The following is a 14,822-nucleotide window of genomic DNA, read 5'->3' on the forward strand; positions in this document are numbered from 1 at the left end:
TGCTTGAAAATAATAATATAATTAATTAAAAAAAAGGGGATTTTCCCCGAAAGAAGAGAGGGTTTATTGTGGAATTAGTTAAGAGGGTTAATAAGACAGATCTAAATACAATTGACTTAGCGGAACCCTTAACCAAATTATTTGCGATTGTTTTAGGAAATCTTTTATGTGCCTTAGCATTTAATGGTTTCTTAATACCTAATAAATTATTGAGTGGAGGAGTAGGTGGAACAGCTATAATGGTACATTATTTGACTGATATGCCCACAGGGTGGCTAGTCTTTATTATGAATGTACCTATATTTATAATAGGAGCTAAAATGATAGATAAGAAGTTTGCAATATATAGCTTCATATCTATGTTAGTACTTTCACTATTATTGAGTTTTACAGAAGGCATATATCAATATATAAATGTGAATGATTTATTGTTGAGTACGATATTTGGTGGATTGTTAAATGGATTAGGAATGGGTATAATGTTTAGGAATAAGGTCTCCCAAGGGGGATTAGATATAATAGCAGCTATATTTAAAAGAAAGCTTAATATGAATATAGGGACTGCATTGATGGGAGTAAATGGCATAATAATAAGTCTATCATCAATATTATTTGGGCTTCAACCAGCTATGTATACTATAATAGGGTTATATATAGCGTATCAAATAGTAGATAAGGTGCAGCAGGGAATAGATACTAGTAAAAGCGTGATAATTATTTCTGATAAACCTCTAGATATAGCAAATTCTATAATGGAGAATCTAAATAGAGGTGCTACATTTTTAAATGGAGAAGGTGCATACAGTAAAAGCGATAAAAAGATTATATACTGTATGGTGACATCGACTCAAATAGTAAAACTCAAAGAAATAGTAGAAAAAGTAGATGAGAAGGCATTTATAACTATAAATGATACAGAAGAAGTTAAAGGCCGAGGATTTAAGAGCATAGGGATATAGGTTGAGAGAGGATAGTCATTGACTATCCTCAGTTTAATTATAAAGATGTATAATAAGTTAGTAGGTATTATTCTACACCTTTGTCATAACTATATGTCTGTTTAAAATTTGTGGGCGGTTATTTTGATCGCCTTTTTTGTGTTTTTTGTAATAATCTTGTGGACATGCACAGTATATGGTATTATAAAGTAGTATATATATCAGGAGGTGCAAAAATGGGAACACTGTTTGGTACCGATGGAGTTCGTGGAATAGCAAATGAGGAATTAACATCGGAATTAGCATATAAATTAGGACGAATAGGATCATATATATTGACTAATGGAAAAAAACAACCCAAGATAGTAGTTGGGATGGATACAAGGATATCAGGAGATATGTTAGAATCAGCTCTAATAGCTGGTATATGTTCAGTAGGAGTAGATGTGTTGTCAGTAGGAGTTGTACCTACTCCAGCGGTAGCCTATCTAACTAGGGCACATAATGCTGATGCAGGGATAGTAATATCAGCATCTCATAATCCAGTAGAATATAATGGAATAAAGTTTTTTAATTCCAATGGATATAAACTGAAAGATGAAGTAGAAGAAAGGATAGAGAATATAATATTAGAAAATGCAGATGTGGATATTCGACCTACAGGAAAAGAAGTAGGCAGAAAAATGATTGTAAAAAATGCCATAGAAGAATATACTCAGTATTTAAAGACTACTATAAATGTAAACTTTGAAGGACTAAAAATAGCAATAGACTGTGGGAATGGGGCATCTTATGAAGCAGCTCCTATATTATTAAAAGAATTAGGAGCAGAAGTTGAAGTAATACATAATACACCCAATGGAGTGAATATAAATGTGAATTGTGGATCTACTAATCCTGAGATGGTACAAGAATTAGTGCTTGAAACAGGGGCAGATATAGGAGTATCATTTGATGGAGATGCCGATAGGCTTATTGCTGTAGATGAAACAGGAAATATAGTAGATGGAGACCATATCATGGCTATTTGTGGTATTCATTTAGCTAATAAAGGAAAATTAGGAACAAAGACAGTGGTAGGCACAGTCATGAGTAATATGGGACTGGACATGTGTCTAAATAAAAATAATATAAATATAGTTAAGACTAAAGTAGGAGATAGATATGTATTAGAAGAGATGGTATCAGGTGGCCATTCTCTAGGTGGAGAACAATCGGGGCATATTATATTCCTAGATTACAACACAACAGGAGATGGGTTACTTACAGCCCTACAACTTATATCTGTAATAAAGGAGACTGGTAAATCTTTATCTCAATTGGCAACAGTAATGACTCAACTACCTCAAGTATTAGTAAATGCCAAAGTAAAAAATGGTAATAAAAATACATTTATGAAAGATGAAGTAGTGAAAGCTGAGGTGGAAAAACTAGAAAAGTCCTTTGAAGGAAAAGGAAGGGTATTGATAAGACCATCAGGTACAGAACCCCTAGTAAGGGTTATGATAGAAGGACAGGATGAAGGAGAAATAAGAAAATTAGCGGAAGAATTAGCAGGGATTATAGAAAATAGATTGGGTTAGAAAGAATAACCCTTAGAAGATATGGTGGCGGCCATTGGCCGTCATTATTTTCTAGGAACTAAATATATATTAGTGAAAGGGGTGAGGCCTATGGAAAAGTGAAAAAATCAAATAGAAAAGCGCCAGAACATGATGCACATCATGTTGACGAGGTCAGGGTTTATCGAAGTTTTCGGCGGATGCCCTGGGGTATAAGCCACTACCCTTAAAGATTAACAAAACCTATAAGTAATTATAGGGACAAAATAATCAGGTGGATTAAACTCACTAGTAGTGGGTCTATTTTTGATGAAAAATAGTTAGTGGTTATTAGTTTGCGGAAAAAATTCTAGAGATTTTTATCATAGGAACTAATAACTAATAAAAGAGGAGGAAATTTAAATGTGTGGAATAGTTGGATATATTGGCGATAAAAAGGCCACTGATATATTGATAGATGGATTATCAAGACTTGAATATAGAGGTTATGATTCGGCAGGAATAGCAGTATTTAATGACGGAGATATATGTGTAGAGAAGTATAAGGGTAGATTAGCCGTATTAGAAGAAAAAATTAAGGATAAGGATATTTCTGGTACTGTGGGTATAGGACATACAAGATGGGCTACCCATGGGGAGCCATCAGATACCAATGCACATCCCCATACCAATTACTCACAAAATATAGCAGTAATACACAATGGGATAATAGAAAACTATATAAAATTAAAAGAATGGTTGATGAAGGAAAAGGGACATAGTTTCAAATCTGAGACAGATACAGAGGTAATAGCACATCTAATAGACTATTATTATGAAGGGGATTTATTAGATGCAGTATATAAGGCAATAGATAAGATGGAAGGTGCCTATGCCATAGGAGTTGTAGCTAAAGATGAACCAGATAAGATAGTGGCAGTAAGAAAAGACAGTCCCCTTATAGTGGGAATAGGAGAAGATGAAAACTTCATAGCATCGGATATACCTGCATTGTTGAAATACACAAGGGATATGTACCTAATAGAAAATGGAGAAGTCGTATTACTTACTAAAGATGATGTGAAGATATTTAATGAATTTGGGCAAGAACAGAAGAGGGATATTTTTAAAGTAACTTGGGATGTGGAATCAGCAGAAAAAGAAGGATATGAACATTTTATGATAAAAGAAATATATGAACAACCCAAGGGAGTTAGTCAGACATTAAATAGAAGATTAGAAGATGACAAGATTATTAATCTGGATGGAATAAAGATAACTAAAGAAGATTTAGAAAGGATAGATAAAATATATATAGTAGCATGTGGTACGGCATACCATGCAGGATTAGTAGGGAAAAACGCCATAGAAAAATATGCAAAGGTGCCAGTAATAGTAGATGTAGCTTCAGAGTTTAGATATAGAGATCCTTTTGTAGATGATAAGACACTTTTTATAGCCATAAGTCAATCGGGAGAAACCCTTGACACATTAGCAGCTCTAAGAGAGGCTAAGAGAAAGGGTGCTAGGATATTATCAGTAGTAAATGTTGTAGGTAGTTCAGTAGCTAGAGAGTCTGATGATGTATTCTATACATGGGCAGGACCAGAGATAGCAGTAGCATCTACGAAGGCATATACAACACAGCTTGTTGCAATGTATATGATAGCACTTAATATGGGAATTACTAAGGGTACACTGTCTACAGAGAGGTATAATGAAATAATAGAGGAACTTAAAAATATGCCAGAAAAGATACAGAATATATTAGATAAATATGAAACAACTCAACATCTAGCAAGTAGCCAGTTTAATAATGAAAGTGTATTTTTCATGGGTAGAGGATTAGATGTGGAGGTTTCATTGGAAGGATCCCTAAAGTTAAAGGAAATATCTTATATAAATTCCTTTGCCATAGCAGCAGGAGAACTTAAGCATGGAACTATAGCGTTGATAGAAAAGGGGACTTTAGTAATAGCATTGGCAACCCAAGATAAATTATATGATAAGATGCTTTCTAATATAAAAGAAGTGAAGGCAAGGGGAGCATATGTTGTAGCAATAGCAAAAGAAGGCAATACAGAAATAGAAAAATCAGCAGATACAGTAATATATATACCAGATACCTTTGATGAACTCACACCAATATTAGCAGTAATACCATTGCAGCTTTTTGCATATTATGTTTCAGTAGCAAGAGGAAATGATGTAGATAAACCAAGAAATCTAGCAAAGTCAGTTACCGTAGAATAATGTAATATTTCCTGGGAAATGATATTGTAAAACAATAAAAATGCGACTGAATAATAAAAAAGTCGTCCTAGAAAATCATGATTCAGTGCCTTTTCAGGCTGTATGAATCATGATTTTTTTGTGATTGTACACTGAACTATACAGTATATTTTGATATAATATAAATAAATATTTTTAAAGACAAAGTTATTTTTAGCATATAAAAAGGAGTGGAAATTATGCTTGATGCCATATTAATTGATGATGAATATTATGCTTTGGAAGGTCTTAAAATGGAATTAGAAGATATAGGAGGAGTAAGAGTAATTGCTATGTATGAAGAGGGGCAAAAGGCAATTGAAAATATAAAGAGATTGAGGCCAGATGTAGTTTTTTTAGATATTGATATGCCAGAAATGGACGGACTTGAATTGTTTAGTAAATTATTAGAACTTTCACCTGAAACCGAAATTGTTTTTGTTACGGCATATAATGAATATGCGGTTGAGGCATTTGAACTCAATGCAAAGGATTATATCGTAAAACCTGTACGTAAAGAAAGATTAGAAAAAACTACAAATCGTTTGCAAAAGATGTATACTCCATCTATATCAAATAGGTCAATTTCTATAAATTGCTTTGGACATTTATCTATAAATATTGATGAGAAGGAATTGGACATAGTATGGAGAACAAAAAAAGTAGAAGAGTTATTGGCATATTTAGCATGTGGAGAAGGGAACTTTGTTTTAAAAAATAAGATAGCAGAAGCATTATGGCCAGATTTAGATATGAAGAAGAGCAAATCTAATTTTTACTTGGCATATCATTATCTAAAAAAACAATCGAAAGAATTGGGGTTTGAAATTCCATTAGAATCAGTTAGAGGTAAAATACGATTAAAAATAGAAGAAGTAGATGTGGATATTATAAAGTTTAAAGAAGAAATTAAAAAACTGGAAAAGATTACAGATGAAAATATAGACTGTGCTGAAAAAGTAGTTAAGCGATATAAAGGTATGTTACTAGATGAACATTGTTATGATTGGAGTATAGAACAAGGTCAATATTATGAGATTATATATATTAAGCTTTTAAAAAAAATGGTGAAATATTTTAAAGCAAAAAAAGACATAGATAAAGAGAATTACTATATGAATAAGTTACATAATAAACTTTGATACATAGATAAATTTCTTCAAAAGCAATCCCCATATATCTGTAATTCCTAAATTAAGTAATTGTTGCTAATAGTTTGACTCATATAAATGAATAGAGGTTAGAAAATGGCAAATATAAATTTGAAAAAAGTATTTTTAATTTTAATGATAGTATTAGTAAGCTTTTTAAAAATAAAAGAAATAGAAAAAAAATCTAGTTATTTATATAATGTTGAGTTTGAGTATTATGAGGATACTAGTGGGAATATGGATTTTGAAGAAGTGCGGGAGAAGTTTAAGTTAGACAAAGCAATTACAAATAAAGGGAATCTATTTTCGTTTGGGAAAAGTGCTTCTACATATTGGATACGAATACCTCTAGACAAAATAGACTCTAGTATATATAAAGAATATATTTCCATATATAATCCTACTGTAACAGAAGTAAGATTATATATGCCTGTTTTAAAAGAGAATGTTTCTGAATATAGAGAATTTTCTTCAGGGTGGTATTTTGGAGAAAATAGAGAGGATGAGGATTTTTTTTATCCAGTATTTAAGTTAGATGGAAATATAGATTTTGATAGAGATATTTATATTAAGGTATATTCTGATTTCACACAAAATTATAAAATAACTTTTTTGTCAGAAGATGAATTTAATCAAGCTGAAAAAAATAATCTTATGATCCATGGCATTCTTTTCGGCATTCTTTTAGCAGTAGCTATTCAAAATATTATTATTTATATGGAGCTAAGGGATAGATCTAGTCTTTATTTTGGAATATATATTATATTTATGTTTTTATATCAGGGCAACTTATTAGGTGTTTATAATTTCTTTTTTCCCAAATATACTAGGTGGATTATGGCAAATACTATTACAATTTCTCTAATGGCAATGATTGCGATGGTTTTATTTTTTAGAGAATTTTTTCGGATAAAAAATTTTTTCCCTATATATAATAAAATGTTAAAAGTATTATTTTTACTCATTTTATTAGGATTTATTTTTTTAATAGGAAATCAGACTGTTTTAGCAAATTTATATGCACATAGTATTTCCAATATAGGATCTATATTTATGATGTTTGTAGCTTTTAAGGCTTATAACAAAGGCTTTAGACAAGCCAAACTGTTCATACTTGGATGGCTTTTTATATTGATAAGTTTAGGAATCAGTTTTCTAAGGCATTATGGAGTTATTCCCAATAATGTTATGACAATTAATATAACTTTTATAGCAGTTGCAATTCAAGCTGTTTTATTATCTACAGCTTTAGTACAGATGGTAAAAAGTTTAACTAAAGAAAAAGAAAATGCCTTATTATTGTATAAAGATGCAGAAAAAGAAGCTGAATCAAATGAAATGGCATTTTTACATGCTCAAATTAAGCCTCATTTTTTGTATAATGCTCTTAATGTAATTGTTATTTTATGCAGGATTGACCCTGAAAAAGCAAGAGAATTATTATTAGATTTATCAGGATTCTTGCGACATACATTTGATTTTAAGAAAGAATGTAATTTAGTATATTTAAAAGATGAACTTGAATATGTACAGACATATGTTAATATTGAACAGGCTAGATTTAGAGACAAGCTTAATGTGATATATGAATTAGATGAAATTATTGATTTGAAAATTCCTCCACTTATTTTACAACCCCTAGTAGAGAATGCAATAATTCATGGGATTAGAAAACGAAACGGTGTTGGTAAAATTATTTTAAGAGTAAAAAAAGAAGATGATAATTTTAGGATAGAAGTGGAAGATGATGGTTTAGGAATGACAGAGGAAGAAATAGATAAAGTTATTCATGATGATATAGACAAAGGTAAAGGTGTAGGTCTTACAAATATAAATAAAAGGCTTCATAGATTCTATGGGGAAGGACTTACAATAAAAAGCAGCCCTAATAAAGGAACGAAGATTTCTATGATTATACGGAGAAAGAGTAAAAATTATAATTAAATATTTTCATATAAAATTTTAAGTAGATATTCAAAAACAGCTATTTTTAGCTGTTTTTTTAATGAAAATTATCAAATCAAGTCGTTTTGTAAAGGTTTTGTAAAGGTTTAGTTTTGTATAATAAAAAATAAGTCAAAAGTAGTTTGTAATTGGCAGATAATAGCCAGTAATAATTAAGCAGAAAGTTATTATTGTATAGGAGCAATTAAGTTTTCCAACAAATAGTAAAAAGGGGGGAGAGAAAATTGCTTACAGCTGTATTAATAGATGATGAATACTGTGCTTTAGAAGTACTTAAGATGGAATTAGAAGTGTTTTCAGAACTAAAAGTGATGGGAACATATACATACGGAAGAGATGCACTTAAAAAAATTTCAGCTATGAAGCCAGATGTGGTTTTTTTGGATATAGAAATGGAAGAAATGGATGGATTAGAATTATTTAATAAGATAGTAGTTCAAAGTCCAAACACTAAGATTGTATTTGTAACAGCCTATCATCAGTATGCAGAGAAGGCTTTTGAATTAGGGGCATTGGATTATATTATAAAGCCTGTGAAAAAAGAAAGATTAGCAAAAACTTTAAAAAGACTAAAATTTTAAATCAATTTATAGAAGGAGGAATTATATAATGAATAATTTACTAAACTTAAAAAGGCACATGCTTTGGATTTTTATGATGGCAATAATTTTTACAATCATATCATCAATACCAGCAAATGCAGAAACAACAGGTAATTGGAAAGATTATGCAACGACAAGTTTTAGTGAAGGCTCGGGAACAGCAGATGAACCATATCAAATAAGTAGTGCAGAAGAGCTAGCCTATCTAACGAAACAAGTCAATGAAGGTACAGATACAACAGATAAGTACTACGAACTAACAGCAGATATAGACTTATCAGGCCATTATTGGGCACCGATAGGGATTGATTATAATAAGACTTTCAAAGGACATTTTGATGGAAAAGGACATGAGATAAATAATGTATATATAGGAACAGAATCAAGCCCTAATGATAGTTATAAATATGTCGGACTATTTGGTTATTCAAAAGGAACAATAGAAAATATAGGAGTAAGTGTAAGTATATATTCTTCAAAAGAGTCTGGATATGTAGGAGGCCTAATAGGATACAACAAAAACGGTCCAATAAACAACAGCTATGCCACAGGGAATGTAATAGGAGGAGACGAAGCAAAAGTAGGAGGACTACTAGGATATAATTATGGATATTCTGGAACAATAAATAACAGCTACGCCACAGGGGATGTGACAGGAGGAAATAGTGGAAACGCATACCCAGTATACGTAGGAGGCCTAGTAGGATATAATTATTATGGAAAAATAAACAACAGCTATGCCACAGGGGATGTGACAGGAGGAGATGACGCAAAAGTAGGAGGACTACTAGGATATGATTTATATGGAACAGTAAAAAATGGATATTATAATGCTAGTGCAAAACAGGAGGTTGCTAATTCGCCACAAGAATCCAAAGGTGTTGGATATGGTACTGACAATGCAAAAGGAAAGACATCAACATACATGCAATCTCAAGAATTCGTAAGCATCCTAAATACAAACTTACAAGATGGCTGGAAACCATGGACAATCATAGAAGGCAAAAACGACGGATACCCAAAATTCGTACCATTAGCAGAAGAATTACCAGTAAACGTATTACCAGGTACAGTTTTAGGTTCAATAAAAGTAGAAATTACAAAGGATGCAACCTCAAAATTTGTAGTAAATATCACAGAAAGTCCAGTTACTGTACCAAGCATAGTAGAAGAAGGACCAGCTAGTGGAGATAATCTTGTTGATAGTTACATATCTGAAAATAACATAATAACAGGGGTAGAAGAAGGAAAGTATCTGCAGGTATATGATATAGATACAAAGGGAAAAGTAGCAGGATTTTATCAAAAACAGTTAGAGACAACTGATATACTACAATTGGATAGAGATGGAGAAATAACCACAGCCATAGGAGTAACCGAACCAGTAGCCATATCAACGACAATTAACTCAGAAGAACAAGCAATAGATATATTTGACTTTACAATCACTGATAAAGGAACAAGTGATAATAGTCCATTAAAGATATCAGAAATAAAACTGAGCGTTAGTGGAACCATGGGAGATACGCAGCGTAGTCAATTAACCTATAGACTAAATGGAAATGATGAATCTAACGTAATTGGAACCTATGATGCCGATACGGACACCATAAGTTTTAAAGGATTAAACATATCCATAGCCCATGGAGAGAGTGAAGTCTACACAATAAACGCATATTATAATGATAATACTAACTTAACAGATGGAAAAACAATAATACTATCAATAGATGGGGATACAGATGTTACAGTATCAAAAATAGGTACGCAAATGAGAACAACATCACCAGTGACCAATGAAACAGGCAGCACCATAGATGTAAAGGCAACAAAACTTGAGTTTTCTACACAGCCATCTGATTCAGTAAGTGGTGTTTCTATGATTCAGCCTATAGTAAGAACTACAGATGAAGCTGGAAATATAGATACTGACTTTAATAAAGCAATTACCCTAACAGAAAATAGTGAGGGGGCATTAAGTGGAGATATAGATGTTATAGCATCAAATGGCATAGCTACATTTACAGATATTGTCTATATCGCAACAAATGATGGAGAAAACTTTGCCCTAACAGCTAGAAGTGAAGGGTTAACAAGCGTTACATCTGATGCGATCTCATCTGATGTACAAGCAACCAAATTAATTTTAAAAGCCGAGCCGTTACCAGCTATAGTCAATAATGGAAAAGCAACAAGCTTTACAACTGTACCAATAGTTCAAGCAGTAGATAAACATAATTTGGTCGACACAGATTATACAAAAAATATAACTCTTTCAAAAATAAATGGAGCAGGCAGTGCTACATTATCCTGCACAGGGGACAAAGATGATAAATCTGATACTGTAACCCTCACACCAACATCAGGAGTAGCAGAATTTAAAGGATTACAAATTAAATATATGTTAGTAGAAGATAGGAATGAAATTTTTAATCTACAAGTAGCATCAACAGGGCTAACAAGTGGCGAAAGTCATGAGATGACAGCCAGTGCAAATACAGCCTCAATCGTAACAAACATAAATAAAAATGGGGCGGAAGATAACATAGTAACCTTTATAGAAGCAGACTTCACAAATCATTACAATGATGTAGATGGAGATGCGTTAACCAAGATACAAATTACAACACTACCAGCAAATGGGATATTGAAAAAAAACAGTACACCTATAAACAAAAATGATGAAATAATACTAGCAGAATTATCCAGCATAATATTTGAACCAGATGCAAACTGGAATGGCAGTACATCCTTTACATGGAAAGGATACGACGGAATAGAATATTCATCAAACATAGCAAAGGTAAGTATAACCATTAACTTTGTAGATAACATAGCACCTACAAAACCAAGAATCATAAGAAATCCAGACAAGGATATGCATAATGATGACTATACAATAGAGCTAATATCAGGAACAGATGGAGACTCAGGAGTAAAAGAAACAGTAAGCAGGACAGTATACGGAGAAGTATACTCATCGTGGGAAACATACACAAAACCCTTTACAATAACAAGGGAAGGAACAACAAAGATACAAGCCAAGACAATAGATAATACAGGAAATGAAAGTAAAATAGCAACGGAAACAATAACAATAAACAAAGACATAGATATATCTTTAACCATAAAGACAGACCCAGACACAAAATATAGCTACGAAGATTATACAGTAACTTTAGTTACAGACCACAAAGATAAAACAGTAGAAGACAGTGTATATTCAAATGTAAAATACAAACTAAATGATGGAGACTTCAAAGTATACAAAGAACCATTTACTATAACCCAAAAAGGAGAAACAAAAATAGTAGCCAAAGTAATAGATGAATTTGGAAATAGCCTAATAGAAGAAAAAACAGTATATATATATGAAGACAAAGACGATGACAAATCAAATAATAAATCTAGTAGATCAAGAAATAAGACTAAAAAAGAAAAAGGAATATATATAATAGTAAACGGAGAAAAGCAAACGGCAGGAAAAGAAACAGTAGAGAAAGAAAAGGGTAAAACAATAGTAAAATTAGAGGTAGAATCAAAGGCAGTAGATAAAAAGATAGACGAAGTACTTAAGGAAAAAGAAAACCTTACAAAAGAAGAACAGGAAAAAGCTGAAAACATTGTAGAAATACCAGTAGCACAAAAAGATTACGATAAAGTTAAGACAAGCTTAACAGGAGACATTGTCAAAAAAATGGATGAGAATAAATTTAATCTAGCTGTTGAAACAAAAGGAATTGACTATATAATACCAGCAAAAGAAATTGGCATTGAAAAAGTAGCAAAAGTATTAGAAGTAGACAAAAGAGATTTAGAAGAAATAGAAGTAGAAATCAATATTAACAAAACATACGAAAAAATAGCTAGACAAATAGAAAAAAATGCAAAAGAAAATAAATATGAAGTAGTATTTCCACCAGTTGATTTTGAAGTGGTAGCAAAAACAAAATCAACAAAGGGAGAAAAAAGAGAAGTAAAGATAGGTAAATTCAAACAATACGTAAAGAGAGTATTAGAAATACCTAAAGGAGTAGACCCAGATAATATTACAACAGGTATAGTTTACAACAAAGATGGTGCATTTTCCCATATACCAACGGAGGTATTCAGAAAAGATGGAGCATATTATGCAAAACTAAACTCCCTTACAAACTCAAGCTACTCAGTAATTTGGAACCCAATTACAGTAGCATCAGTAGAAAACCATTGGTCAAAGGAATATGTAAATGATATGGCATCAAGGCTAGTAATAAAAAATCCAGACATATTTAACCCAGATGAATCTATAACAAGAGCAGAATTTGCAGAATACATTACCAAGGCTGTTGGAGTATATAGAACCGAAGTAGCTAAAGAAAGACAATTTACAGACATACCTGTAACAGATGAATATGCAGATGCCATAACAATAGCAGTAGAATACGGCATAATCAAAGGATACCAAGACGGAAGATTCAAACCTAATGCAAAGATAACAAGGGAAGAAACTATGGTTATGTATGCAAGGGCAATGGATATTGTAAAGCTAGAAGAAATAGACAACAGTAGAATTGAAAACTACAAAGACAAAGGAAATGTACCAGACTGGGCATATGAAGACGTAAAGAAAACTATAGGAGCAGGAGTATTTAATGGAAGAACCAAAGATACAATAGCACCTAAAGGAACCTTTACCTATGCAGAAGCAGCAACAGCAATAAGAAATTTACTTGTTGGATCAAAGTTAATTAATAAATAAAATCCTTAACGAGAAAACCCAATACATTGGTATGTATTGGGTTTTAGCTTTTTAAGAAGTTTAATTCTGAAAATTATTAATCTTATCAAAGGAAATGCTTGAAATTAGATTACTATAGAGATATCATATTGATGGAATTGATTTCACAATAAAATATTAAAAATTGTTATAGAATTTAAAGATAGAGGTGAATGCTATGATGAAAGAGGAAAAAGGGCAAGGAAAAATTTGGCTTATAATATCTTCCACCCTTTCGTTAATGGTGAGTATATTGAATGTAAGATCTAGCCACTATTTCAATGGGGCTATAATGTTTATAGTTTTTGTGATGATTTGTATTGAAGTATTTAGGAAATTTAAGAGTGGATATATTAATTGATAAAATAGATTTTAACTAAGGTCTATAGTAAATTTATATTTGATGATTAGATTCATAATTTGAGTGAAAGAGTATGAATAAGAGATAGAATGAAAATGGAGATAAACAATTGGATATTAGAATATGATAAGATTAATAAGTTATTTAATTAAATTGATAGAGGAATTTAATTTAGAGCATAGAAAAGTAGGGGTGTATTTAAAATGGCATTGAGACAAATTAGATTTTCTGATGATTCTATACTGAGAAAGAAAAGTAAAGAAGTTGAAGTGGTAGATGATAAAACAAGACAAATATTAGATGATATGGTAGATACAATGTATAATACAGGAAATGGTGGAGGATTAGCAGCACCGCAAGTGGGTATATTAAAACGATTAGTTGTAATAGATATGGGGAAAGGACTTATGAAATTAGTTAATCCAAAAATAATTAGTCAGGAAGGAAAGCAACAGGTTATAGAGGGGTGTCTAAGTATTCCTAATATATGGGGAAAGCTAGAAAGACCTGCTAAAGTTATAGTAAAAGCATTGGATGAAAATGGTAAAGAGATTATATTGACAGGTAAAGGAGATTTAGCAAAATGTTTTTGTCATGAAATAGATCACTTAGATGGTATTCTTTTTACTGATTTGGTTACTGAATATATTAAGTAATAATATTATTTACGAGAATTTGGTTAATCTACTATATAATTTGATAATAGGAATGGGAGTGATAATTTGTCAAATAGAGATGAAGAAAAGGTATATGATATCTTAAATAAGTTGAAAATTCAGTATAACATATATAGACATGAACCAATATATACTATTGATGAAGCCAACCAGTTAGACATAAATATTCCAGGACAGCATTGCAAAAATCTTTTTCTTCGCAATAAAAAGGGCGATGTACACTACCTTGTGATAGTAGATGAATTAAAGCAGTTAGATTTAAAATCACTATCTGAGAAAATAGGATGTAGTCGTCTATCTTTTGCTTCAACAAAAAGATTATACAAATATCTAGGTGTTACACCAGGCTCTGTTAGTCCTTTTGGATTGATAAATGATACTGATAATGCTGTCCAAGTTTTGATAGATAAGGATCTAATAGGTGCTAATGAAATCAATTTTTCTCCAAATGTAAATACAGCAACTATTAGTATTTCATATGCAGATTTTGAGAAATTCATAAAATGGTGTGGCAATAAGGCTACCTATATTTCTATAAATAATTAATAATAAAAGCA

The 14,822-nt window shown here is 31.5% G+C and carries 10 protein-coding genes; all 10 read left to right on the plus strand.

Annotation, left to right across the window (positions count from 1 at the left end; all coding sequences use genetic code 11):
• Positions 1-68 precede the first annotated feature (68 nt).
• The 10 genes from Q326_RS0107070 to Q326_RS0107115 all read left to right on the plus strand — a co-directional run bounded on the left by Q326_RS0107070 (position 69) and on the right by Q326_RS0107115 (position 14,811).
• Positions 69-959 carry a YitT family protein gene (locus tag Q326_RS0107070; protein ID WP_026894741.1) on the plus strand — a complete coding sequence of 297 codons (891 nt, stop codon included), beginning with the start codon at positions 69-71 and terminating at the stop codon, positions 957-959.
• A gap of 215 nt (positions 960-1,174) precedes the next feature.
• A complete protein-coding gene (glmM, locus tag Q326_RS0107075; RefSeq protein WP_026894742.1) occupies positions 1,175-2,521 on the plus strand; it encodes a phosphoglucosamine mutase in 1,347 nt (448 codons plus the stop codon).
• 381 nt (positions 2,522-2,902) lie between these two features.
• Positions 2,903-4,732: a glutamine--fructose-6-phosphate transaminase (isomerizing) gene (gene glmS, locus Q326_RS0107080; protein ID WP_026894743.1), complete on the plus strand. Its 1,830-nt coding sequence runs from the start codon at positions 2,903-2,905 to the stop codon at positions 4,730-4,732.
• Between the two features lie 218 nt (positions 4,733-4,950).
• Positions 4,951-5,892 carry a response regulator gene (locus Q326_RS0107085; protein WP_026894744.1) on the plus strand — a complete coding sequence of 314 codons (942 nt, stop codon included), beginning with the start codon at positions 4,951-4,953 and terminating at the stop codon, positions 5,890-5,892.
• 105 nt (positions 5,893-5,997) lie between these two features.
• Positions 5,998-7,845: a 7TM diverse intracellular signaling domain-containing protein gene (locus Q326_RS17930; protein ID WP_051531275.1), complete on the plus strand. Its 1,848-nt coding sequence runs from the start codon at positions 5,998-6,000 to the stop codon at positions 7,843-7,845.
• Positions 7,846-8,090: 245 nt separating this feature from the next.
• Positions 8,091-8,447, plus strand: coding sequence for a LytR/AlgR family response regulator transcription factor (locus Q326_RS16940; RefSeq protein WP_034601523.1), 357 nt, complete (start codon positions 8,091-8,093; stop codon positions 8,445-8,447).
• Positions 8,448-8,475: 28 nt separating this feature from the next.
• Positions 8,476-13,209, plus strand: coding sequence for an S-layer homology domain-containing protein (locus Q326_RS0107100; RefSeq protein WP_026894745.1), 4,734 nt, complete (start codon positions 8,476-8,478; stop codon positions 13,207-13,209).
• Positions 13,210-13,405: 196 nt separating this feature from the next.
• Complete coding sequence (locus Q326_RS0107105; protein WP_156936267.1) at positions 13,406-13,588, plus strand: hypothetical protein; 183 nt, start codon at positions 13,406-13,408, stop codon at positions 13,586-13,588.
• A 203-nt stretch (positions 13,589-13,791) separates the two neighbouring features.
• A complete protein-coding gene (def, locus tag Q326_RS0107110) occupies positions 13,792-14,244 on the plus strand; it encodes a peptide deformylase (protein ID WP_026894747.1) in 453 nt (150 codons plus the stop codon).
• A gap of 66 nt (positions 14,245-14,310) precedes the next feature.
• Complete coding sequence (locus Q326_RS0107115) at positions 14,311-14,811, plus strand: prolyl-tRNA synthetase associated domain-containing protein (protein WP_026894748.1); 501 nt, start codon at positions 14,311-14,313, stop codon at positions 14,809-14,811.
• Positions 14,812-14,822 lie beyond the last annotated feature (11 nt).

Source organism: Clostridiisalibacter paucivorans DSM 22131 (assembly GCF_000620125.1).
Lineage (GTDB): Bacteria > Bacillota > Clostridia > Tissierellales > Clostridiisalibacteraceae > Clostridiisalibacter > Clostridiisalibacter paucivorans.

What these genes read in the sequence shown, in the direction of transcription:
- Q326_RS0107105 (WP_156936267.1), top strand. Translation starts at nt 13,406, where the DNA reads ATGATGAAAGAGGAAAAAGGGCAAGGAAAAATTTGGCTTATAATATCT.
- glmM (WP_026894742.1), top strand. Translation starts at nt 1,175, where the DNA reads ATGGGAACACTGTTTGGTACCGATGGAGTTCGTGGAATAGCAAATGAG.
- Q326_RS17930 (WP_051531275.1), top strand. Translation starts at nt 5,998, where the DNA reads ATGGCAAATATAAATTTGAAAAAAGTATTTTTAATTTTAATGATAGTA.
- def (WP_026894747.1), top strand. Translation starts at nt 13,792, where the DNA reads ATGGCATTGAGACAAATTAGATTTTCTGATGATTCTATACTGAGAAAG.
- Q326_RS0107100 (WP_026894745.1), top strand. Translation starts at nt 8,476, where the DNA reads ATGAATAATTTACTAAACTTAAAAAGGCACATGCTTTGGATTTTTATG.
- glmS (WP_026894743.1), top strand. Translation starts at nt 2,903, where the DNA reads ATGTGTGGAATAGTTGGATATATTGGCGATAAAAAGGCCACTGATATA.
- Q326_RS0107085 (WP_026894744.1), top strand. Translation starts at nt 4,951, where the DNA reads ATGCTTGATGCCATATTAATTGATGATGAATATTATGCTTTGGAAGGT.